Below are 264 nucleotides of genomic sequence, written 5' to 3' on the forward strand. Positions count from 1 at the left end.
CGGCGAGATCAGTGACATTTCCGAGGTGCCGTCACGCACGGCGGACAGGTGCTCGCCGACCTTGTTGAGCGACTGCGCCCAGTAGCGTCGCACCTTGACCGCGCCGTTGCTGCGGGTCTCCAGCTGCTTCAGGTACCACTCGTCCAGCCGCGAGGGGCCCGACGTCTCGCTGATGTAGCTGTCGAACTTCAGGGTGACCGGCTTGGCCGCGGCGGCCGCGCGGCCGGTCCAGATGGCCGGGGCCGATGCGCCGGCCAGCAGGCT

The 264-nt window shown here is 69.7% G+C and carries 1 pseudogene; it reads right to left on the bottom strand.

Annotation, left to right across the window (positions count from 1 at the left end):
• Positions 1 to 264, bottom strand: a pseudogene (locus SB751_RS31575) (ABC transporter substrate-binding protein); the annotation flags it as partial.

It is taken from the genome of Cupriavidus sp. SIMBA_020 (assembly GCF_046535395.1).
Taxonomy (GTDB): Bacteria; Pseudomonadota; Gammaproteobacteria; order Burkholderiales; family Burkholderiaceae; genus Cupriavidus; species Cupriavidus campinensis.